Here is a 23469-nt window from a genome sequence, read left to right as displayed (position 1 = left end):
TATTCATACAGTGTTTAGGAGAGCGTATAGATGTAAGGTCTATGCGCTTTTTTATAATGATATATTTGCTGTATGTTGTTTTGCAACAACTGAACCATCTTTAATTTCGAGTTTAAAATCTTGCACATTCCAATTTTTACTATAACGAATTTTTCCTGCTTCTTTTGCTTCGATAGACACATTTTGCAATGTGATCTGTTCCACCCACGAAGAGGGAAGCCCCTCGACATTGATTGCTCTGTTGGCACCCTTGATCTGTACGTTGCGCATGGTGATGTTCCGAAAAGTCGGAATACCCCGCTCGGCAGGCTCAACAGGTTGTAATAGTGTTTTCCAATGCTCGGGTATTTCATTGTAATTATAACCTTCGGGTAATTTGGAGTAGCTATAGCTCGGATTCCAGTTCATGTTTATTTGCAACACTACTCCGACACTATCCATTTTCACATTTTCCAATAGAATATCCTCCACGGTACCGCCGCGCGTTGTTGCGGATTTGATATTTAGACAGTTTTTCGTGCCGGAGCCTTGAATATTGGTAGCGTAAACATGACGTATACCGCCGGAGGTCTCACTCCCTAACGTAAGCAGGCCTGCCCCCCGACGAGCAAAGCAATCTCGGATGATGATGTATTCTGCGGGTCTGTTAACCCTTAAACCGTCTGCATCGCGACCAGCTTTGATACAAAAATTGTCGTCGTTGCAATCAATATCTGTATTCTGTACCAGGATCCAGGAAGATGAATCTATATCAATACCATCGGTACTTGGCCCATGACCGTCCACGTTATTGTTAATGATTAGGCCATCGATAGTAACGTAAGTGGAATATAAAATCTGGACCGTCCAAAAGCCTGCTTGTTGTATCTCTAGGTCTTCTAATGTTACATTTTTTGCGTTGGATACGAGAATAGTGCGCGGCCGGCGCGCGTCGTAATCGACAATCCAACGTAAGCCTTTTGGTTCATATTCCTCGGTTCGCATGCGCCAATATTGTTCCCAAAATGGTTTTCCCTGTGCATGGATAAGGCCTGTTCCACTGATGGCAGCATTTTCCTGATTCAACACATTGATTAACGCTGCCGGCCATTGCATCTCAATGCCGGCTACACGTGTATCTATGACCTTATAATCGTGGATATCTTGACTTCCTAAAAGGGTAACATTACTGTCTATACGCAGATGAACATTACGCTTTACAAATATGGATCCGGTAAGATAGGAACCCGGTTGAAAGCGCACGATACCCCCTCCGTCTTTCGCACAGTCGTCGATGGCCGCTTGAATGGCTTCCGTGTTTAGCGTAATGCCATCGTGTTGTCCCCCGTAATCGTTAACAAAGAACTCCTTTGTTTTTGACGGTTTCGATTGCGCCCCCACCTTAGTATGCCAATCTGGAGGTGTTGCACGTTTTTGGCCAACAACCGTTGAATAGCCAAGCACCGTAATAAAAAATGGCAGAAGAAAAATATATGCTGGTTTCACCATGGCTGATATATAACGAGTTCAATACGCAATTTATAAGATTATTTGCGTAAACGCGTTATGTGCTGTCCTGCGGGAAATCGCTTGAAATTGTACAAAATTGTTTGGCATACGCAGTCGGAGAGCATCCGTGTTTTGCTTTGAAGCTTTTCCTAAAATACTCGGGGTCATTAAACCCGACCATGTAAGCGATTTCATTGATCTGAAATTTCTGATCTTGCAGCAGCTGTTGTGCACGTTTCAATCGGATCTCTTTAATTAGGTCGTTCATGCTATAACCTGTCAACGCTTTCATTTTACGGTAAAGCTGTGCCCTACTCAGCCCGATTGCTTGACAAACATCTTCAATTTTTAAATCGGAGTCCTGTACATGTGCTTCTATATAGAGCAACACCTTTTGAAGCAATACTTCATCAGGCGATTGGGGATTTATTTTTGTTGGTTCAATGGAGACTTGTTGTTTGAACTTTTCTTGTATATGAAAACGTGTTAAGAGTTGGTTTCGTACTTTAAGCGCGAGGATGGGCAAATGAAAAGGCTTGACCATGTAATCGTCTGCTCCAGTTTCCAACCCCTCTACTTCATATTCGACCCAAGTCCGGGCGGTGAGGAGAATAACCGGAATATGCCGTAGCAAGATATCGGATTTTACTTGGCGTGTAAAGGATATACCATCTATTTTGGGCATCATGACATCGCTGATGATCAAGTCAGGCACGTGTCTTTTGGCAAGCTTCAGTCCCTGCTCACCGTTTGGAGCCTCCAAAATATCGTAATCACTACGAAAGAATTTTGCTAAATAACCCCGCATTTGGTCATTATCTTCCACGAGAAGAAGGGTGCATTTTTGCGATACCAACGGAAGCTGTTCGCTGAATTCGTTTGATGCGCCCAGCGGTGCTGTAGACACAGCATCGAGCGAACTATCCGTCCCTTTCGATATCTCTGTCGCGCTATCATCTTGCGCGACAGGTAATAAAATACGAAATATAGTCAACTTATTCCGTTTTGTATGGGCACGGCTGATGACAGTCAGTTTTCCCCCATGCATTTCTACCAGCGTTTTACTGTAGCTCAGTCCGAGTCCCGTACCCCCCGGAACGGTAGATCGGCCCTGAAGGAAAGGTTTAAAAATACGATCGAGATCCTCCGGAGAAATACCTTTCCCGTTGTCTATAACGTCTATGCGTAAATGTTCGACATCTTGCTGGACACGCACTTTGATCATACCACCACTGTCGGTAAATTTAAGGGCGTTTGAGAACAGGTTGTATAGTACTTTTTCGATTTTATCGGGGTCTAGTATCGCGTAGGTTTCGGGTTTTGATGACGCCACCTTCAACCGAACCTTCTTTTGACGGGCTTGTTGCGAAAAAGAATCAACCACTTTTTGTATAAGTGAGAGAAGCTCCGTTTGTTCAACGTGGAGCTCTTCGTTTCCTGTTTCAAAACGACGTATGTCTAATAATTGATTTACCGTTTTTAAAAGGTGTTGACCATTCGTTTCCATCGTCTGGAGCTGCTCTTGTATCTTAAAATCTTGATCTGCCCAGGTTTTTAATTGCTGTATCGGGGAAAGTATTAAGGTAAGCGGAGTTTTGATCTCATGGGAGATATTCGTAAAAAATTGCACCTTGCTTTCGTGGAGCTCACGTTCTTTTTCGTGGAGAATTGCTTCGTAATTGAGTTTCGATTTTAGTTTCGCATATCGGGTAATGTAATAATAAAACGTGTACAGCAATAGTAGGAATATGAAGGTATAAACGACGTAAGCTTCTGTGCTGGCCCAGAAAGCGGGAGCCACAGAAATAGATAGTTCAGTTGGAACAGTCGACCATACACCATCGCTGTTAGACGCTTTGACCTTGAAAGTATAATTCCCGGGAGCGAGGTTAGAATAGCTGGCCACTCTTTTACTGGCATCGCCATATATCCAATCCTGATCAAAACCCTCCAACATATAGGCATATTGATTACCAGCGGGATTGACAAAATGTAAAGCTGCAAATTCAATACTGACACTTTTATCTTCATAGGTAAGTGCGATGGACGGACTCAAGTAAAGGGGCTGCTGTAGCACCACTCGGCCATTGATTTGTTGGTTAACCTCCACAGGTTGGTTGAGAATACGAAGTTCGGTTAAGACAACTTTGGGAGCCGTTGTATTGGTGCGTATACTATCCGGACAGAAATGATTTATTCCCTTGTTGCCTCCAAAATAGAGTCTATTTTCTTGAAGGCTTCTGTATACCGCACCGTCCGCAAACTCGTTACTTTGTAGGCCGTCTTGCTTTGAGAATGTACGAATATCGAGCGTCTTTTTATTTATTCGTGATATGCCTTGCTTGTGGCTAGCCCAAATAAAGCCGTTATTGTCCTCGGTAACGCCAGCTATGGTCCCTTTCGGCCAAAGATCTCCAAGCTGAGAAAGCTGTTTCACATGTCCAGATTGAGGTTCATAGCAATCTAGCCCATTGCCTGTTCCAATCCATATGCGATTTTCATAATCCTCAAATATACTGTATATACGGTTATCGCTCAATGCAGTGGACGTCGGGTTTCCATGATGTAGCACACGGAGAAGCTTCAGCTTTCCGTCGGTTGTTTCCTGAAAAATGAATATGCCTGCTCCTTCTGTTCCGGCCCAAATTTGCCCTTTACTATCAATAAAGATAGTCCATACGTGTTGCTGTGTAAGAACGTTGCCAAGATCGAACGTTTCTATTTTCTGATTGCCGCGATCGAATTTGGAAATGCCATTCCAGGTTGCTAACCATATATCTCCATCCGCATCTTCCGCCATGCCATACACACCTGCATTTAATGCGGCTGAAGCTCCGATTCGCTCGATGATCCCCTCATGAGGATCGTAACGATCTAGCCCACTTTGGCTTCCTACCCAGATGTAGCCGTCCGAGTCACAAAATACTTTCTTAATATAATTATTTTGAATGGAGTGTGACGACGCTGGATCATGTTGAAAATGTTGGTATTGCCCGTCTTTCCTAATCAGCGTCACACCTTTACTGCGAGTCCCTACCCAGAGGTTTCCCTGCCGATCTTCACATATAGATCGCACAATGTTTTCGACAAGGGAATTGGGACGATCCGGATCATGATAAAGGTAATGAAAAGGGCTGGCATCAAGATAGCTGCGATTAATTCCGTTGCTATAGGTCCCTAACCAGATAACCTGTTGGTTATCTAAAAAAATATCGCTGACATAAGCATCATTTATAGACCAGGGATTCCCCGCGTCAACCGTGTACATTTTCTGCTTTCCTGACGGAAGATGTGTTTCCACCAATGTCGTAGAAAGGTTATCTAAATGCCACCGTGTTTGTTGGTAGCTGAAGCTAACTTGAAGACGATGGTTACGTCGGTTTATTTTATCTTGTAGTTCCGGCGGGCAATCTGTTACGGGGAGACGCTCAAAGTCGTCTGTTTCATAACGGTAACGACAGAGGTACTGCTCGTCGAACGTAGAGATCCATAAATCGCCGTGGTTGTCGGCTAAAATATTGTGGACGCGGTTATTGATTAAGCTTCTAGCGTTATGCGCATCATATCGATATACACGTATATTATAGCCATCATATCGGCAAAGTCCTGACCAGGTGCCGAACCACATAAAGCCATGTTTATCTTTTGCAATACCATGTATGGTACTCTGCGGTAACCCGTCTTCGGAGGTAATGTGGTCAAATTTCAACTGTAGAAATTGCGCATGACTAACCAGCCTTATACCGATCAAGAGCACAAGGACAGTTGTTGTGAAAATTGTTAGCTTTCCGGTTAGCATCGCCCTTAACATAAGGTCTAATGTACAAAAAAAGCTTAATAACTCCATCCTGTCCTGTCTTTGTGCTGACGCAGATAAATGTTTTGTTGAAATTTTAACGAAGGTTTTCTTTAATCAACTTTTTTTAAAAAAAGTTGCACAAACCGAACGGAGTGAGTTCATGAACACCAAAATAAACACTAGTTCATAAAAATCGTCGCTTCAAATATTTGAGGATAGGGGTAGTACTAAGGATGAGTTTCTACAGACCTCAAATATTTGGATGCGACCTTGAAGGTTAAGGAGGGTTCATGCAATTGTATTGTCCCCTTATTAAGCTACAAATCCCACATATAAAATTTTGGAATATGTAGAAATATGGTGATTGCATTATCCTATTATTCAAAATTTTAAAGTGGGGAGTTTTTTTGCTTCCTTTTTTTGCGGAAAAAAAAGGAAGAGCCCCGCCGCGGCTCGAGTGGCACAAAAGACGAAAGAAAACCTTCCATTTCAAAAAGCCATTAAATTTTGGTGGTTTGAGACATTTTTACAGGGAATTTGAGCAATTTTTACTGCCTTAGGTTCCTAGACTGCGATAGCTTTGTAAAACGCTGACCACCATACTGCGTTGCTTTTAGCTAACAGCAACTATACAGGCGTAAATGTATCGGTATAAAATGGTCCAATGTATAAACAACAAGCTTAACATCATGTAGATAAAAAGTATAAGATTTGTTAACCAACCTTAAATTATAGTAACATGGAAACCTTGTATATTTCGTCACGTGCACGCGACACTATAAATGCGGAGTTAATTAAGATGATAAAAATCAATGATTTTTCGGCAACCCCTAAATATGTACAAGTAGCCGATGCTATTGTGGAGGCGATCAAGCATAAAGTCGTCGAAATCGGAGATGCGCTTCCGTCCATTAATGATTTAAGTTATCAATTGCAAATTGCACGGGACACCGTTGAAAAGGGATATCGGAAATTACGTATGGAAGAGATTATAAAGTCCTCTCCCGGCAAGGGATATTTTGTTGCCAAAGAGCAAACTTTCCGCTTGCGTATAGCGGTATTCTTAAATAAGTTGAGTTCGCACAAGAAAATTGTTTACGACGCATTGGCCAGTAAGTTGGGTAGTGAGGCCGCTATAGATCTCTTTGTTTACAATAGCGATATTACGCATCTGCGTACACTGTTGCAAAACCTATCTCAGCCGTATGATTATTATGTGGTGTTTCCCTATTTTAAGGAAGGAAGAGAAAAAGCAGCAGAGGTATTGTCTGCCATTCCAACAGATAAGCTTTTGTTATTGGGGCGAGATGTCGAAGGCGTAAGCGGAGACTTTCCGATTGTTTGTGAGCATCACGAAAAAGATATATATGAGGCATTGGAATCCATTCGACAACGACTTGCTAAATACAACATGCTCAAATTGGTCTTCCCTGATCATAGCGATTATCCAAAAGCAATTATTAAGGGCTTTTATAAGTTTTGCCAGGAATATGCATTTGATCATCTTTTGGTCGGCGATCTGCAAGAAGAACAAATAAAAAAAGGAACATGCTATATCAACTTGGCCGAAGATGACTTATTTCATTTATTGGATAAGGTGAGTGTGAAGGGGCTGGAAATAGGCCAAGATATCGGGATTATCTCCTATAATGAGACTCCGCTAAAAAAATTTATACTAAATGGTATCACTACGATTTCGACGGATTTTCGTCTAATGGGGGAATATGCGGCTACCAGCATTTTAGATGGTTTGACTAGCCGCTTAGAGGTACCATTTTATACCGTACTACGTGCTTCCGTATAAAAAAATAACGTGTAATCGCCCCTGCGACAGGATGCCGCAGGATGCGATAATTTAATTTATTTGGTAGTTTGCCTCTGCTTTTAACAATGATGATTAAACCTATGTTTTCACTGAAAATAAAAACATATATCGCCTTTTTACTATTATGTACCACCTTGTCAGGCCATGCGCAGCATGTAAAAGAAATTCGGTACCTATCCGGTAAGGATAATGAACATACCGTAGAATGGGATTTTTGGGTAACTGGGGGAAGAAAAGCAGGGAAGTGGTCGAAAATAGCGGTGCCTAGTCATTGGGAGCAACAAGGGTTCGGAAACTATAATTATGGCCGAGACTACGTTACTTATGGTAAGAATTTTCGTTTTCATGACGAAAAAGGAATTTATCGTCATGCGTTTGAAGTGCCCGCACACTGGAAAGACAGAAAGATCTCCATTGTTTTCGAAGGATCAATGACCGATACGGAGGTGGAGATTAACGGAAAATCGGCTGGTGACATCCATCAGGGTTCTTTCTACAGGTTTAAATATGATATTACAGACAAGGTCCATTTCGACAAGGAGAATGCATTAGAGGTAATTGTATCCAAGATGTCGGCAGATAATTCTGTAAATAATGCAGAACGTCTGGCCGACTATTGGATTTTGGGCGGCATATATAGACCGGTCTATTTGGAAGCCACACCCAAAGCGCATATTACGTGGGCGGCCATAGATGCGAAAGCAGATGGTTCGTTCAGGAGCAATGTTTATGTCGAGCATATTCAGGAAAATTCCACTTTACGGGTAGACTTAAAGGATAAAGAAGGACATGTAATCGGAACAAAAAGTATAAGGCTCGCATCTTCTGATTCGGTGAGATCGGTGACGCTGAATGTAGACCAACCCAATTTATGGACCGCAGAAACACCTCACCTATACCACGCCGTATTTACATTAACGAATAGCCGTGGAGACAGCTACCAAACAACGGAACGTTTTGGGTTTCGCACGGTCGAGGTCCGTCAAGGCGATGGAATATACGTGAATGGTGTGAAGGTGAAAATGAAGGGGGTAAATCGCCATGTCTGGTGGCCAGAAACAGGTCGGTCTGTCAACCGAACATTGGATTTGAACGATGTGAAACTTATTAAGGAGATGAACATGAATGCCGTACGCTGTTCGCACTATCCACCCGACAAAGCGTTTCTCGAATATTGTGACTCTTTAGGTTTATATGTCTTGGATGAGCTTGCGGGATGGCAACAGGCCTATGGAACATCCGTAGGAAAGAAACTGGTAAAAGAGTTGGTTATAAGGGACGTGAACCATCCATCTATTATACTGTGGAGCAATGGTAACGAAGGTGGACATAATAAGGAACTGATCGATGAATACGCGAAGTATGATTTATCTGCACGCACGGTGATCCATGCGCACCATCGACCGGGAAATGAACTCAATGGAATAGATTGTAATCACTATGAAGACTTTTACTCGACAAAGAAAATACTGGAAGGACCGAATATTTTTATGACGACCGAGTTTCTGCATGCACAGGATGATGGTGGCGCTGCTGCCGGATTAGCTGATATCTGGGATCTGCACTGGGAAGCGAAGCTTGGAGCGGGTGGTTTTATCTGGAACTTTGCGGACGAAGGTATTGTGCGTACCGATTTTAATGGTACTATTGATGTGAACCGGGTAAATGCCCCAGATGGTATTTTAGGGCCTTACCGACAAAAAGAGGCTAGTTTCTTTGCCATCAAAGAGATTTTTTCTCCTGTTCATATCAAAATGAAGAACTTGCCGGCAGATTTTGGTGGCGACATCGAAGTAGAAAACCGCTATCATCATACCGACCTCTCTGCATGTACGTTTCAGTATCGATTGGTTAAATACCAACAACCATATGCTGATGCGATAGGGATAGCTGATGAAAAGATACAGGCTCTAAAGGCACCAACCATAAAGCCCACCGAAAAAGGCACCTTGAAGTTGAACTTGCCGGAAGGCTGGAAAGCTTACGACGCGTTGTTGCTAACGGCTACGGATGCGCATGGCGAAGAGATATATACCTGGTCTTGGCGCGTTCGGAGTAATGCGTCGATAACTGAAGAGATCTTACCCGTAAAAACGGCGACCCCGGTCGAACTGACAGAAGACAGCGCATATTATGTGTTGAAAGCAAATGGCATTACAGCATTTATTGCAAAGGAAAACGGTTTGCTAGCAGATCTAGCAAACGACTATAGTATGAAGCTCGCTTTTCAGAACGGTCCGCTATTGATTGATGGAGAATATACGTTGAAAGAGGTTAGAACGACTTCGGTAGGTGATAATAAGACCGTGGAATTTGCTTTTGACGGTCAGCTGGACTACATCCGCTGGACCATGCGGCCCGATGGATGGCTAAAATTGGATTATAGTTACCAGATGAACGGAAAACGACCGTACGCGGGAGTGAGTTTTGATTTCCCGGAGAATTATATCATTACGGCGAAATGGTTGGGTAACGGGCCGTATCGGGTTTGGAAAAACCGATTGCAGGGCGTGACCTTAAACACGTGGGAAAATATGTACAACGATTCCAGAGCGGGTATTGGGCCTTGGGAATTTCCGGAGTTCAAGGGATATTTTTCCGACGTAAGCTGGGTGCATTTTAACACGACACAAGGCAAGTTCCTTGTGGCTACCGAACAGGACGATATGTATCTGCGTTTATTCGATTTTTATGGTATTTCCGGACCGAAGCACTACCCGGAGCTTCCAGCCGGTGATATCTCTTTTTTAGATGCTATCCCTGCCATCGGTACCAAATTGGCGATGGGGATTAACAATAGACCGGAGGTTAATGGTCCGGCAGGCGAAATGACCGTGTTGGATGGGCCGATATCCCGTACACTCTATTTCTATTTCGGTACACCGCGAGGAGAAAAAGAAAATACGCAATTTGTGATGCCTAAAGAGAACATATTGACCGATTAGGGCGAGGGTAGGCTTTGATACGGATCCTGCTATTAAATGCCATAACAAAGTTTTTACATAGGGTTATAAAAGCGATATATAAGCTTTCTCTACCAAAATGTCACATTATCAACCGTTTTATGCAGTTCAAACAGGACACTACAGGTTGCCTGTGCTGCTATTTGTTAATAGTTTAGGGATGATAAATAAAAAGTTAAACAATAATAGAGCTCGCAAGCTGACCGAAAGGTAGAGAACCTACGTTTCAACTTTATAATCATAAACAAAAAATAAACAGATGAACAACAGAATCTTCATAGTTGCCGTATTATTTATAGCGCTTACTTCATTGCATCTGGTCAAAGGGCAGGACCGTTTTCCGGACGGAACACCCGTATCTGACTGGTTCAAGAAGGTGGAGCCCACACGTATAGAGACATTAGGAACATCATACCGCATTACTGATTTTGGTGTTATGCCAGACAGCACCCTACTTCAAACAGAAAAAATCCAAGCCGTGATAGACAAAGCGCACGAAGCTGGCGGAGGGGTAGTGGTCATACCTAAAGGCATATTTCTAAGTGGTTCTCTGTTTTTCAAACCGAAGACCCATTTGTATCTGGAGGAGGGAGCCGTGTTGAAAGGAAGCGATGATATCAGTCATTTTGAGCTATTGACGACGCGTATAGAAGGTGAAACGGTCAAGTATTTTGCGGCTTTGGTTAACGCGGACAAAGTGGATGGTTTTACCGTGTCCGGAAAAGGTACATTAGACGGAAATGGACTCCGCTATTGGAAAGCTTTTTGGCTTCGTCGCAAATTCAATCCAAATTGTACGAATAAAGATGAAATGCGGCCACGTATTCTCTATGTATCCAACAGCAAAGATGTACAGGTGTCTGGCATACATATGAAAAACTCTCCCTTTTGGACTTCGCATTATTATCGTTGTGAAAATGTGAAGTTGATTGATTTGCATATTACGGCTCCAAAAGAGCCTGTTAAGGCACCGAGTTCGGATGCGATTGATTTAGACGACTGCCATAACGTGCTGATAAAAAACTGTTACATGTCTGTGAACGATGATGCTATTGCTTTAAAAGGTGGCAAGGGACCAACGGCAGACAAAGACCCGAACAATGGGCCGAATTATAATATTATTATTGAAGATTGTACGTTTGGCTTTTGTCATAGCACATTAACCTGCGGCAGTGAGTCTATACACAGTTACAATGTGATCTACCGGAACAATACACTTGATGGTGCGAAACGCATGTTACAGCTAAAAATGCGCCCAGACACGCCACAAGAATACGAACATATCCTGATCGAGAATGTCAAAGGGACAGCAGACATCATGCTGTTTATCCGTCCCTGGACCCAGTTTTTTGACCTGAAAGGGGAAGAGGGTATTAAGCTTTCCTATGCGCGGAATATCGTCCTACGTAATATCGAGCTCGCGTGTGACGTATTATTCGACGTGAGTAACTCTAATCAGTATCAATTATCCAACTTCACGTTTGAAAATATGAATATCAAAGCGAAAAGACCGCATATCAATCAGGATTATATTGAAAACTTTATTTTGAAAAACGTGGTTGTAAACGGCAAAGAAGTTGCTCAGAAATAACGCTAAAATAACCCATTATGAAAAACCTGAAGAACACCTTATTGACAGCAGTTTTCCTGCTTGTAGCTATCCCGCTTTCGGCACAGCGTCAGATGGAATACTTGGATCGAGGGTTCGTAGCGGTCAAAACGTCTGATCATACCACGTTCCTTAGCTGGCGTTTGCTGGCGACAGATGAATATAATCTGCCTTTTCATCTATACCGACAATATGGAGAGGGAAAGAAAGTACGGCTTACCGATAAGCCTTTGCTGAAAGGAACAAACTTTGAAGACAAAAGGGTCGATCTAGCGCAGGATGTGACCTACACATTGGTTAGCGTGGAAAACCAACAAGAAAATCTGGAGGCCACGCTAAAACTGGAAAAGAATACGCCCGTAAGACAATATCTAGAAATTCCGTTACGTACCCCTGAAGATTACACACCCGGGGACGCCTCTGTGGCGGATTTAGACGGCGATGGTTCGTATGAGATTATTGTACACCAAATTGGAAAGGGACACGACAATGCACACAATGGGATCACTACTGATCCGATTTTTCAGGCGTATAAATTGGATGGTACCTTTTTATGGGAAATTAACTTAGGCAAAAACATTCGGGAAGGGGCACATTACACCCAGTTTATGGTGTATGATTTAGATGGCGATGGTCGCGCGGAGTTTGTATGCAAAACAGCAGATGGTACAAAAGACGGATCTGGAAAGATTATAGGTGACCCCGATGCGGACTGGCGGGATACCGACAGCAATTCTTCAACCTACGGCCGTATTTTGACGGGTCCCGAATACCTTACAGTTTTTGATGGACGCACCGGAGAGGCGGTCAGCACCGTGGATTACTTGCCGGAACGAGGTGACCTGCGCTCTTGGGGTGACACCCGCGCGAATCGGTCGGAGCGTTATCTGGCGGCTGTTGCTTATCTGGATGGCGAAAACCCTAGCATTGTCATGACACGAGGTTACTACGCACGGACGGCATTAGTGGCCTGGGATTTTAAAGACGGCAAACTAGTGAGCCGTTGGGTATTCGATACCGAGACCGGTAAACATCCCTATGCGGGCCAGGGTTATCATAGTCTTGCAGTGGCCGATGTAGACCAAGATGGAAAAGACGAAATCATATTTGGTGCGATGTGTATTGATGACGACGGTACCGGACTGTATACAACAGGGCTGGGACATGGCGATGCTTTACACGTAACCGATTTAGATCCGGACCGTCCGGGTTTAGAAGCATTTGGTATACATGAACGTAGAAAGATAGGCGCCGCGCTTCGCGATGCGAAAACGGGTGAAATACTTTTTAAAGGCGGCATTGATCAGGATGTGGGCAGGGGAGTAGCAGCCAATATCGACCCCAACCATCGAGGAGCCTATATGTGGTGGTTAGGTTCAAAGGTGATGTATGATATGAAAGGAAATCCAGTGGGACCTCCGCCCCGTTCGACCAATTTCTTGATTTGGTGGGATGGTGACTTAAGCCGGGAGCTATTAAACAGTAACTATATCGAAAAATATCAAGAAGGGATAATTTTTAGAGCAGAAGGGGCTTTGTCAATCAATGGATCAAAAAGTACACCAAATTTGAGCGCTGACATATTAGGGGACTGGCGGGAAGAACTTATCCTCAGATCCGAGGATAATCAATCCCTGCGGATATACACAACGACTATTCCGACAGAACATCGACTGTATACCTTGATGCACGATCCCGTATACCGTTTGAGTATTGCTTGGCAAAACGTCGCCTATAATCAACCACCCCATACTGGTTTTTACCTCGGCACAGGGATGGTCCTTCCGGTTAAAGCGCCGGACATACGTGTTGTAAACCCTGGAAGGGATTTAAAGACAAAGAAATAAGTGCTATAGGCAAATGGTAAAGCAATTAGCGATTATAAGATTTGAAAAACATACAACATCCATTATCGAAATATATAAAATAATGAATATCAGTAGAGTTAATGTAGTATTGTCCGTCTTTGTCATGTTGGTTTTATGTTCTTTTATCGAAAAGGAAGACAAACCTACACTTTTTCTCATTGGAGATTCTACCGTCAAAACCGGACGGGGAGATGGGGGGAGTAATGGACAATGGGGATGGGGTAGTTTTATCGCTGACTATTTTAACCCGCAACGAATTGATGTACGGAATAAGGCATTGGGCGGCACGAGCACTCGGACATTTTATAACAACCCGAAACTATGGCAACAAGTGTTAGATAGTATACAGCCGGGTGATTACGTTATCATGCAATTTGGTCACAACGATGCCAGCCCAATCGTGGATACCCTGCGAGCAAGAGGTACCATTAAAGGGAACGGCGATGCGTATCAAGAGGTGAAAAATCCTCTGTTAAAGCAAAACGAGATGGTTTATAGTTATGGATACTACTTACGTTTATTTGTAAAGAATATCCATGACAAGGGGGCTACTGCCATTATTTGTTCGCCAATCCCGCGTAATCGCTGGGACGGCGCAGGCGTCGTACGATCCGATTATGCTATTTGGGCAAAGGAAGCGGCAGAACAGGCAGCTGCTTTTTTCATCCCGTTGGAAGATTTGATTGTGGCCGAATATGAAAAGAGAGGAAAGGAAGAGGTCGGACGATTATTCTTTGGCCCCAAGGATCATACCCATACCCTGCAAGCTGGAGCAGAGGTAAATGCGTCGTTAATTGTAGATTATCTTTTGGAAAATCCCGAATTAGGGTTGAAAAGATATTTAAGAAAATAACTTGATATAACACCAATGATGAAAGCTCTACGTATCCATTTTCTTTGTTTTTTGGCATTTCTACAGGTTGCTTTTGCACAGACCGCAGATCGCCCCAATATTGTCTTAATTTTAGCAGACGATATGGGTTATTCGGATTTAGGTTGTTTTGGATCGGAAATACAGACGCCCTATCTAGATAGTATGGCACAAGGCGGCGTTAAAATGACCAATTTTTATAACGCTTCGCGCTGTTGCCCGTCTAGAGCTTCGTTGCTTACGGGTGTATATCCGCACCAAGCGGGAATCGGAGACATGATGAATACCCGGCCTTACCCCGCCTATCAGGGATACCTGAACCGTGAAACGGTCACCCTTGCCGAAGTATTGGGAAGTGCGGGATATGGTACGTATATGACGGGGAAGTGGCATGTTGGTCAGGCACAGGAACATTGGCCTTTGCAGCGTGGTTTTGATCGATTTTATGGACTTATTGATGGTGCGAACAGTTATTTTGAAAACAGGCCCTATCGTCCCAATCAAAAATTAACCATTGCCTTGGACAACGAGGAAATAGCAACTCCGCAAAACTATTATAGTACCGATGCCTACACCGATTACGCCATCTCCTTTGTCGATCAGCACGTACAGGAGAAAGCGTCAGATCCTTTCTTTCTTTATATCGCCTATCAAGCACCACATTGGCCTTTACATGCGAAGCCGGAAGATATCGCACGCTACCAGGGTAAATATATGGATGGGTGGGAGACTGTCCGTCAACGAAGATTTGAGAAGCAGCAGGCAATGGGCTTGTTTCCGCCCTCGACTACGTTGTCGCCTTTAGACACGACTATGCGCGATTGGGAATCGCTTTCATGGGCAGAAAAAGTACAATGGGATGAACGTATGGCTGTTTATGCGGCCATGGTAGATGCCATTGATCAAAATGTCGGCAAACTCGTGGAACATCTACGTCGTAGCGGCCAGTTGGAGAACACTATTTTTCTGTTTCTATCTGATAACGGCGCTAGCAACGAAACGATAACCAATCAAGGGTTCACGGAAGAAATCCGGGCTGCCAATTTCTTTCCGGCGAGTCACCCCAAATCGTTTACGGCTTACGGCAAGGAAGGTGCTGTAGTCAGTAACACGCCTTTTCGCAAGTTTAAACATTGGGAATTTGAAGGAGGAAATGCCACTGCTTTTGTTGCCTATGGCCCAAAATATATTCCTAGCGGTTTGCAGATTGATCGTCCAGCCCATCTTATTGACATTATGCCCGCTTTCGTGGAATGGGCGAATGTAGCTTATCCGCAGGAATTTGCCGAACACGCCATCCAGCCCATGGAGGGAAAGGCGTTGCAGACGATATGGAATGGCGCAGTAGCGGAAGATCGAGCGATTTGTTTTGAACACGAGGGGAATAAAGCCGTTCGGAAAGGAAAATGGAAGCTGGTCGCGGAATACCCGGAAGATATATGGTATCTCTACGATGTGGAGAACGATCGGGCAGAAAATACCGATGTTAAAGCCAAATATCCTCGAGTGGTGAAAGAGCTGTCCGATATCTATGATGCTTGGTCTAAACGTGTTGGCGTCATACCTTATCAAGAACTGGACAAGAAGCGAAAAAATGTACGGTATGAGTAAATTTCATCCTTTCTCAGGATACAGCAGGTTGCCCGGTAAGAAATTATGCAGTATTATCGTTGCAACAATATAAATCAAATAATCTATTTCAATAATACGATGAGTAGTAAAAGAAGAACAACGTATAGCCTGCTGCTGTTGATGATGGTTATCCTGAGTGCTTGTGCTCCCAAAAAGCAATTGGTATCAAAAAAGGAAGAAAAACACGAAGTATTGGAAATCTTGCGACGAACCAATAACTATTTTATGGATAAATGGCCGGATACGAAGGAACCTATCTATACGACTCGTTGGCGTCCGAGTAATATCTGGACGAGGGGTGTGTACTATGAGGGCTTAATGGCGTTGTATAAAATCGATCCGGATAAACGATATTATGATTATGCCGTAGACTGGGGCAATAATCATGCATGGGGGCTGCGTAATGGTACGGAAACGCGTAACGCCGACGATCAAAATTGTGGTCAGACCTATCTCGACCTTTACGAAATAGACCCGCAACCGGAGCGCATAGCAGATATTAAAGAGAATATCGATTTCATCATCGCATCGGGAAAAGTGGACGACTGGACTTGGATAGACGCTATTCAGATGGCAATGCCTATCTATACGAAATTGGGAGTTATGTACGATGACGAGCAATACTTTGACTACATGTATAAGATGTATGTGCATTCAAGAGATATTGAAGGGGGCGGTTTATATAACAGGGAAGATAAATTATGGTGGCGCGATAAAGATTTCGTTCCGCCTTATAAAGAACCCAATGGGGAAGATTGTTATTGGTCGCGTGGAAACGGGTGGGTGGTAGCCGCGTTGGTACGTGTGCTGGATCTTCTTCCGGAAAACCAACGGCATCGTGCGGAATATCTACAAGATTTCAAGGATCTGATGGAAGGTGTTCTGGCTACACAACGGGAAGATGGCTTCTGGAATGTCAGTATGCACGATCCCACGAATTTTGGCGGTCGTGAGACCAGCGGAACCGCTCTTTTTGTGTACGGTATGGCTTGGGGAATAAATGAAGGTATCTTGGATAAGGCTACGTACCAGCCAGCTTTGGAGAAGGCTTGGAACGGGATGGTGAGCGAAGCCGTACACCCATCTGGTTTCTTAGGCTATCTTCAGGGAACTGGAAAAGAACCCAAGGATGGACAACCCGTGAGTTATGCAAGTGTACCTGATTTTGAAGATTATGGGCTCGGATGTTTCTTGTTGGCGGGTACGGAAGTGTATCGATTGATGGAAACAAGCAAATAACATAGACTATAAAACCAGAGATAAAAGCCCTAATGATATGACAAAACTGTGTATAACGATATGTGTCTTGTTCTATGGTTTAGCAACATGGGCACAACCCAGGCAGACATATAGTTTCAACGCTGGATGGAAGATTCACAAGGGCGATTTAGAAGAAGCCCAGCAGCCCACATTTGACGATACGGAATGGAGGGCTGTTACGTTGCCCTACGCCTGGAACGAAGATGAGGCTTTTGCAAAGCCAATACACGAACACAGTACTGGAGTGGTCTGGTATCGCAAGACGTTCATACTACCGGATGATGTGCCGCAAGAAAAGGTATTTTTGGAATTTGAAGGTGTGCGTTTCGGCGCGGAATTTTATCTGAACGGCACGTGGATTGGCCGTCATGAGAATGGCGTTATGGCAGCGGGCTTAGATATCTCGCAAAGCGTGCTAAGAAAAGGCGAAAATGTAATCGCTATTCGAACCGATAACGACTGGCGATATAGGGAAAAAGCGACCAATAGTATTTTCCAATGGAACGATAAAAATTTCAACGCAAATTATGGCGGTATCCCCAAAAATGTTTGGATTCATTTTACTGGAGGAACGTACCAGACCTTGCCTTTATATTCCAACTTAGGAACAACGGGCGTCTATGTTTATGCACAGAACATCGATATTTCAAAAAAACGGCTGGATCTCCACGTAGAATCCGAAGTGAAAAATGAAACATCTGCGACGTCTAAAGGACAGTTTTTAGTGGAAGTACGGGATCTTGAAGGTAGGCTTGTACATACATTTGAAAGTCCTTTTTCGTTAGCGGCAGGAGCGACGGGGACGATTCGGGCGGAATCTAAATTGGACGATGTCAATTTTTGGAATTGGGGATACGGTTATCTATATACAGTAACGACGAAGTTAGTCGTTGATGGCGAGACGATTGATGTGGTGGATACGCGTACAGGATTCCGTAAAACAGCTTTTCGGGACGGTATGGTTTTTATAAACGATCAAGTGTTGATGATGAAAGGGTATGCCCAACGGACGAGCAATGAGTGGCCGGCAGTAGGACTTTCTGTGGCGCCGTGGCTGAGTGACTACAGCAACAAGTTGATGGTGGAAAGTAATGCGAATCTGGTTCGTTGGATGCATGTTGCGCCTTGGCGTCAGGATGTGGAATCTTGCGACCGTGTCGGACTGATGCAAATGCTGCCCGCGGGAGACGCGGAAAGGGACGTAGATGGTCGCCGCTGGGAGCAGCGGACCGAACTGATGCGCGATGCGATCATTTACTACCGGAACAACCCGAGTGTTATTTTTTGGGAAAGTGGAAATGAATCAATCTCCGAAGAACACATGGCTGAAATGATTGCCATTCGTGACCAATATGATCCCCATGGAGGCCGTGCCGTCGGATCTCGTGAAATGTTGGATAGTAAACTGGCGGAATACGGCGGTGAAATGCTCTACATTAATAAGAGCGGTAGACACCCGATGATTGCCACCGAATACATGCGCGATGAAGGCCTGCGTAAGTATTGGGATGAACATACTTATCCTTTCCACAAAGAGGGAGAAGGGCCGCTGTATAAGGGTAACGATGCCGGTGCTTACAATAGGAACCAGGATCAGCACGCCATGGAGACGGTTCGCCGTTGGTGGGAATACTGGAAAGTACGTCCGGGAACTGGAAAGCGAGTAAGCTCGGGCGGTGTGAATATTATCTTCTCCGACTCTAATACGCATTATAGGGGGAAAGAGAACTATCGTCGAAGTGGAGAAGTAGATGCCATGCGCATTCCTAAAGATGCCTATTACGCCCATCAGGTCATGTGGGATGGATGGATCGATCCAGATCCTAAGGGGCTGCACATCATCGGCCATTGGAATTATGCGCCACATACAAAAAAAGATATCCATGTAGTCAGCGCAGGCGAGCAGGTGGAACTGTTTGTCAACGGTCAGAGTCAAGGTTTTGGTGCCCGTTCTTATCAGTTCTTATTCACTTTTCCACAGATAGCTTTTGTGGCAGGGGAATTAAAAGCGCGTTCATATAATGAAAACGGGGAGGTGTTGAATGAAAAAGTAATACAAACAGCCGGCGAGCCGTATCGGGTAAAGCTCAACTACCAGCATGGGAATAATGGCTTATATGCCGATGGTAACGATATGGTTTTAGTCGATGTGGAAGTGTTGGACAAAGAAGGTAGACGTTGCCCGACGGCGACCCATATGATTGATTTCAGTTGGGACGGTCCGATGGAATGGCGGGGAGGTATTGCACAAGGCCCCAACAACTATGTCCTTTCGGAATCGCTCCCTGTTGAAGGCGGTATAAATAGCGTATTGCTACGCACCAGATACGGAAAGTCAGGCGAAATGAACATAAAAGCACAGGTCAACGGTCTTTTGCCGGATAGTCTCTCGTGGGAAGTTTCTCCTGTCGTTGAGAAAAGTGGTCTTTTTGTAAAACGTGCGGGAATGGGCTTACCGGTCAATATGGACCGGGGAAATGGTTTGCATGGTGAACCTTTAAAGCAACGGCGGATAACATTGCCTATACAGAAAGTAAGAGCTGGTGCTAATCAAGAGATGGCTATGGCCTCCTATGACGACAATGAGTTGACAGACTGGGTGAATGATGGAACATTGCAAAGCGCGTGGATAGAATACACGCTGGACAAAAAATCGGATATTGATGAAATTGATGTAAAATTGAATAATTTTAGGTCACGGAGTTACCCGCTACAGGTTTTTGTCGACGACAAGCTGGTGTTTGATGGGAAGACGAAAACGACGTTGGGTTACTATACACTGGAAATCCCACGTACCCAAGGACGCCGCGTAAAAATCCAGCTGAAGGGTAGTTCTGTTGTCGCAGCGGAGAATCAACATGCTGAAATAGGTGGCAAGAAATTGGATGACGGTGTGGCGAGAGATGATATCGGCGCCAACGGCCGATTGAGTATTATTGAAATAGATATTCACAAAAAAATAAACAGATGAAAGTGGCGTTCAAAATGCGATTGAAACCGGGTATGAAGGAAGAATATGAGAGGAGACATGCTGCTATTTGGCCGGAGCTGGTGGAGCTATTGAAAGAAAGTGGCATAACAGACTATACTATTTTTTTGGATGAGGATACCAATACACTGTTTGCGGTCCAGTATTTGACAGGTAAATCATCCCAGGAATTAGGAAAGACAGCTGTCGTGCAACGTTGGTGGAAGTATATGGCAGATATCATGGAAACGAACGCCGACTTTTCGCCCATTTCTAGACCTTTAACGAAAGTTTTCCATTTAGATTAACAACGATGAAGAAGAGATTTTTAACGATATTGATATGTTATGGTATGGCTACTTCCGCTGGATGGGCACAAGACCTGTGGCCCAGCGTAACAAAGGAAATGAAACCTTGGACACGTTGGTGGTGGCTAGGCTCCGCTGTGGATAAACCCAACCTTTCCAGAGAGATAAAACTACTGGATGAGGCAGGTTTCGGCGGCGTGGAAGTGACCCCTATATACGGTGCCAAAGGGTATGAAGATCGGTATATCCCTTTTCTTTCGAACAAGTGGATGGATATGCTGGCATTTACCGTGGATCAAGCAAACGCCCATCACATGGGCGTGGATATTAACCTAGGAACGGGCTGGCCATTTGGTGGACCGCAAATCGATGAGCAACATGCGGCTACCAAATTGTTTTTAGATGAGATCGATCTAAAGCAAGGACAGGCAATATCGTTTCCGCTAGGTGTAAGCGATACCAAACAGCGTTTTAGCAAATTGCAGGCGCTTCGTGCATATAAATCCGATGGACAGGAGATCAATCTGGATAGTCAGATGCATAACCAGTCGGGAAGCTGGACAGCACCCGAAGACGTCCGGGTAATCGTCCTTTTCTCGGGAAGAACGCGTCAAAAAGTCAAACGTGCGGCGCCGGGAGGCGAAGGATTTACGCTTGATCATCTGGGTAAAGAACCCGTGCAACGCTACTTTAGTCATTTTCAGGAAGCATTTCAAGGAAAGGATCTACAGGTTCGTGCTTTTTTTAACGACAGCTATGAAGTATATGGTGCCAACTGGACTGATCATTTTTTAGGAGAATTTGAAAAAAGGAAGGGATATAAATTACAGGGATACTTACTGGACTTTGCTGGAAAGAGTAACGACAAAGAAAAGGAAAAGCGTGTGAAGTCGGATTACCGGGAAGTGGTGAATGCTATTCTTCGGGATAACTTCTTGGTTCCTTTTACCTCGTTCTCCAATCAACAGGGGGCGCTATCGAAAAACCAAGCACATGGATCGCCGGGAAACTTAATAGATCTATATGCCAGTACGGATATTGCTGAATGTGAGACTTTTGGCTCCAGTTTTTTTGCTATTCCGGATTTGAGACGGGACAGTGCTGATGTTCGTAATGTCGATCCTGATCCGATGATGTTTAAGTTCGCGTCGTCGGCAACCCATACGACAGGTAAAAAATATACGTCGTCCGAAACGTTTACATGGCTCACGGAGCACTTCAAGACGTCGCTCGCACAGGCAAAACCAGAAGTAGAACAGTTGTTTTTGGCGGGGGTAAACCACGTTTTTTACCACGGCACGACCTATTCTCCGGAAGATGTGCCGTATCCGGGCTGGTTGTTTTATGCATCTGTCAATTTTACGACTAACAATTCGTTTTGGTCTCACCTCCCCGGATTGAATAGTTATATTACGCGTGTACAATCTATTTTACAGACGACACAGGCAGATAACGAATTATTGGTGTATTGGTCGATATATGATGTTTGGCATGATACCAAAGCGCCATTTAAAACATTAAGCGTACATCATGTTGATGATTGGTTACACCCGACCGAGTTCTACAAACAAAGCATGTATCTCCAGCGCTTGGGGTATAGTTTTGATTTTGTAACCGATGCCATCCTCGCTGAATCAAAGGTAAAGGACAACCTCGTGTTAACGGCAGAAAAAGCACGACCTTATAAGGTTATCTATATTCCTTCGACACATTATTTTTCGGAGGAAACGCTCGACAATCTATTGAAATTAGCGAGGAATGGAGCGACACTCATTTTTGAAACTTTACCGAAAGATGTTGGCGGCTTAGCGAATCTGGAAGAGCGTCGCAAAAAGATGAAAGACCTGTTGGCGACGCTCCGATTTGAACTGGACGAGGAAAACCAGTATACGGCGTACGGCAACGGTAAAATATACCTCACAAATGATGTGTACTCAGCGTTGGAAACCGAGCAACTGTATGCAGAGCGATTAGCACGTACGGGACTGAAATTTAATAGAAGAGTGACTGAAAAAGGAACGTATTACTATATGGTCAACCATACGGATAGAATGATCGATCAGCGTGTTCATCTAAATAGTGTTGGGGAAAACTATACCTTGCTGGATCCCCAGACGGGAGCGACGTTTAAGCTTCCCGCAGAGAAAGGTAACGTTCGTGTGCAGATCCCAGCCGGTTATGCATGGGTCGTATACGTATCCGATACAGACAAAGCGGATCTACCTTATCACTATGTCGACGAGCTACAGGAAGAAAAAGTATTCGTGAATCCGTGGAAAGTAAGTTTCTTGAAAGGTGGTCCTCAATTGCCCAAAGGCCGGGAATTGAACAACCTGAGTTATTGGACGGACTGGGGAGATGAGGCAGCTAATAAGTTTGCCGGTGAGGCAGCGTATGAGAGCTCTTTCACCATCTCAAAAAAATCTGATAAAGCTTACCAGCTGCAGCTGGGGGCAGTCAGCGAAAGTGCTCGCGTATGGATCAACGGCAAGGATGCCGGCGTGGTATGGGCACATCCGTTTACGGTTGAAATTGGTGATTTTTTACAAGAAGGAAAAAATGATATACGGATAGAGGTTGCTAACTTGATGGCTAATCGCATTCGAGATTTGGACAAACGAAACGTGTCTTGGCGCAATTATCACGAGATTAACTTTGTAAATATTGATTATAAAGATTTTGATGCAAGTAGCTGGAAGCTGATGGATAGCGGTCTAAAAGGACCGGTACGTTTATTTAGCTATTGAAATACAGTAGTTTATTCGTTTTAAGGGAGAGGCCATTTTCGATAAGGAAATGGCCTTTTTTTGAGACGACCATGAAAGTACATAACAGTTTTGTTACACAAACTTTTTACCTTGCTTTTGAGCTACTATAA

General features: G+C 44.1%; 12 protein-coding genes. 10 read left to right on the top strand and 2 right to left on the bottom strand.

What is annotated here, in order from left to right; genetic code table 11:
* Nucleotides 1–51 precede the first annotated feature (51 nt).
* Nucleotides 52–1488 (bottom strand): glycoside hydrolase family 28 protein, encoded by a 1437-nt coding sequence (locus tag C5745_RS00970; protein ID WP_105715073.1) that lies wholly within the window; start codon nucleotides 1486–1488, stop codon nucleotides 52–54.
* A gap of 55 nt (nucleotides 1489–1543) precedes the next feature.
* Nucleotides 1544–5335 carry a two-component regulator propeller domain-containing protein gene (locus tag C5745_RS00965; RefSeq protein WP_105715072.1) on the bottom strand — a complete coding sequence of 1264 codons (3792 nt, stop codon included), beginning with the start codon at nucleotides 5333–5335 and terminating at the stop codon, nucleotides 1544–1546.
* Between the two features lie 691 nt (nucleotides 5336–6026).
* Here C5745_RS00965 and C5745_RS00960 point away from each other — a divergent pair.
* The 10 genes from C5745_RS00960 to C5745_RS00915 all read left to right on the top strand — a co-directional run bounded on the left by C5745_RS00960 (nucleotide 6027) and on the right by C5745_RS00915 (nucleotide 23338).
* Complete coding sequence (locus tag C5745_RS00960; RefSeq protein WP_243403205.1) at nucleotides 6027–7091, top strand: GntR family transcriptional regulator; 1065 nt, start codon at nucleotides 6027–6029, stop codon at nucleotides 7089–7091.
* A gap of 86 nt (nucleotides 7092–7177) precedes the next feature.
* Entirely contained in the window at nucleotides 7178–10057 is a 2880-nt protein-coding gene (locus C5745_RS00955) for a glycoside hydrolase family 2 protein (protein WP_243403204.1), read from the top strand.
* Nucleotides 10058–10334: 277 nt separating this feature from the next.
* Nucleotides 10335–11666 carry a rhamnogalacturonidase gene (locus C5745_RS00950; RefSeq protein ID WP_105715071.1) on the top strand — a complete coding sequence of 444 codons (1332 nt, stop codon included), beginning with the start codon at nucleotides 10335–10337 and terminating at the stop codon, nucleotides 11664–11666.
* Nucleotides 11667–11683: 17 nt separating this feature from the next.
* A complete protein-coding gene (locus tag C5745_RS00945) occupies nucleotides 11684–13531 on the top strand; it encodes a rhamnogalacturonan lyase (protein ID WP_105715070.1) in 1848 nt (615 codons plus the stop codon).
* Between the two features lie 82 nt (nucleotides 13532–13613).
* Complete coding sequence (locus C5745_RS00940) at nucleotides 13614–14405, top strand: rhamnogalacturonan acetylesterase (RefSeq protein WP_105715269.1); 792 nt, start codon at nucleotides 13614–13616, stop codon at nucleotides 14403–14405.
* A gap of 15 nt (nucleotides 14406–14420) precedes the next feature.
* Nucleotides 14421–16034, top strand: a complete 1614-nt coding sequence (locus C5745_RS00935; protein WP_105715069.1) for an arylsulfatase — start codon at nucleotides 14421–14423, stop codon at nucleotides 16032–16034.
* A 99-nt stretch (nucleotides 16035–16133) separates the two neighbouring features.
* Nucleotides 16134–17294: a glycoside hydrolase family 88/105 protein gene (locus tag C5745_RS00930; protein ID WP_207795675.1), complete on the top strand. Its 1161-nt coding sequence runs from the start codon at nucleotides 16134–16136 to the stop codon at nucleotides 17292–17294.
* Nucleotides 17295–17331: 37 nt separating this feature from the next.
* A complete protein-coding gene (locus C5745_RS00925; RefSeq protein WP_105715068.1) occupies nucleotides 17332–20286 on the top strand; it encodes a sugar-binding domain-containing protein in 2955 nt (984 codons plus the stop codon).
* On the top strand, nucleotides 20283–20591 hold the full coding sequence (gene rhaM, locus C5745_RS00920; RefSeq protein WP_105715067.1) for an L-rhamnose mutarotase: 309 nt from the start codon (nucleotides 20283–20285) through the stop codon (nucleotides 20589–20591). The genes C5745_RS00925 and rhaM overlap by 4 nt, the downstream gene beginning before the upstream one ends.
* Nucleotides 20592–20596: 5 nt before the next feature.
* A complete protein-coding gene (locus C5745_RS00915; protein ID WP_243403203.1) occupies nucleotides 20597–23338 on the top strand; it encodes a glycosyl hydrolase in 2742 nt (913 codons plus the stop codon).
* The last annotated feature ends 131 nt before the right edge of the window (nucleotides 23339–23469 follow it).

Origin of the sequence: Sphingobacterium haloxyli (assembly GCF_002980525.1) — a bacterium.
GTDB classification, from domain to species: domain Bacteria; phylum Bacteroidota; class Bacteroidia; order Sphingobacteriales; family Sphingobacteriaceae; genus Sphingobacterium; species Sphingobacterium haloxyli.
Note: the sequence above shows the minus strand (reverse complement) of the source record. Positions and strands in the feature narration are given on the sequence as shown.

Coding starts and splice junctions, on each gene's coding strand:
- C5745_RS00950 (WP_105715071.1), top strand. CDS start 10,335: ATGAACAACAGAATCTTCATAGTTGCCGTATTATTTATAGCGCTTACT.
- C5745_RS00925 (WP_105715068.1), top strand. CDS start 17,332: ATGACAAAACTGTGTATAACGATATGTGTCTTGTTCTATGGTTTAGCA.
- C5745_RS00965 (WP_105715072.1), bottom strand. CDS start 5,335: ATGGAGTTATTAAGCTTTTTTTGTACATTAGACCTTATGTTAAGGGCG.
- C5745_RS00940 (WP_105715269.1), top strand. CDS start 13,614: ATGAATATCAGTAGAGTTAATGTAGTATTGTCCGTCTTTGTCATGTTG.
- C5745_RS00945 (WP_105715070.1), top strand. CDS start 11,684: ATGAAAAACCTGAAGAACACCTTATTGACAGCAGTTTTCCTGCTTGTA.
- C5745_RS00935 (WP_105715069.1), top strand. CDS start 14,421: ATGATGAAAGCTCTACGTATCCATTTTCTTTGTTTTTTGGCATTTCTA.
- C5745_RS00960 (WP_243403205.1), top strand. CDS start 6,027: ATGGAAACCTTGTATATTTCGTCACGTGCACGCGACACTATAAATGCG.
- rhaM (WP_105715067.1), top strand. CDS start 20,283: ATGAAAGTGGCGTTCAAAATGCGATTGAAACCGGGTATGAAGGAAGAA.
- C5745_RS00930 (WP_207795675.1), top strand. CDS start 16,134: ATGAGTAGTAAAAGAAGAACAACGTATAGCCTGCTGCTGTTGATGATG.
- C5745_RS00970 (WP_105715073.1), bottom strand. CDS start 1,488: ATGGTGAAACCAGCATATATTTTTCTTCTGCCATTTTTTATTACGGTG.
- C5745_RS00955 (WP_243403204.1), top strand. CDS start 7,178: ATGATGATTAAACCTATGTTTTCACTGAAAATAAAAACATATATCGCC.
- C5745_RS00915 (WP_243403203.1), top strand. CDS start 20,597: ATGAAGAAGAGATTTTTAACGATATTGATATGTTATGGTATGGCTACT.